Here is an 807-nt window from a genome sequence, read left to right as displayed (position 1 = left end):
GTTAAAATAGCATTAAAAAAACCCTTCTCCTACAATATATTTTGCAGAAGAAGGGTTATGCCTATTTCGTTAAAAAGATTGGATTTTTTGTTTCCTCATCAATTGTATACGGTAAAGAATAAGCAGGAACAAATGCAGATTCTTTCGTAAGGATTTCCCTTACATCGTCCCCTTGCTTATAAGAAATCTCCTGTTTTTGCATGGCCTCATGAAGATCACTCGTGTAATCAACGTAAACCTCTGCTTCACCTGTAATCACAAATGGCAGATTTCTTCCACTATAAGGACTCAATGCTACCGGGCTTTCTTTATAGCCAAGCTTAGTAAAATCCAAAGTAAAAACATTTTTTGCAAGCTGTTCTTTATAAGGAGGGTATTTCTGTGATTTCATTCTTAACTTAATATCCCGAATCGTTTCAGCCATTCTTAAATCAAAAATTTTTACCTTTGGCTCTGTTTCTGCATCTATTAGAACATATTGAAAAACCCCTCCAGATTCGTACGCATTACCAGGCGACTCTGCCATAAATTGAGGTATAAGCTTTTTGAAATCAATTGGGTACTTTTGATATATTGGGGTTGATTCATCTTTAGTTTTAATAGGCAGAAGTCCGTTATTTGCTTCTTTATAAGAATTGACAGCTGTTTGTACAGCGTTAATCTGATCTTCATAAGGAATTTTTTTTTGTGCTAATTGTTCTTTTGGATACATGCATCCGGATAATAGCGGTATAAATAACAGCAAACAACCGAGCAGCTGTAAACCTTTTTTCATTTATATCAATCCCTTTAGTCTATGTATAAGAA

General features: G+C 34.6%; 1 protein-coding gene. It reads right to left on the bottom strand.

The features are described from left to right. Positions 1-61: 61 nt before the first annotated feature. Positions 62-775 (bottom strand): hypothetical protein, encoded by a 714-nt coding sequence (locus tag V7164_RS23385; protein ID WP_335355388.1) that lies wholly within the window; start codon positions 773-775, stop codon positions 62-64. Between the last annotated feature and the right edge of the window lie 32 nt (positions 776-807).

The organism is Bacillus sp. JJ1474, from assembly GCF_036965225.1.
In the GTDB taxonomy this organism is placed as follows: Bacteria; Bacillota; Bacilli; order Bacillales; family Cytobacillaceae; genus Cytobacillus.
Note: the sequence above shows the minus strand (reverse complement) of the source record. Positions and strands in the feature narration are given on the sequence as shown.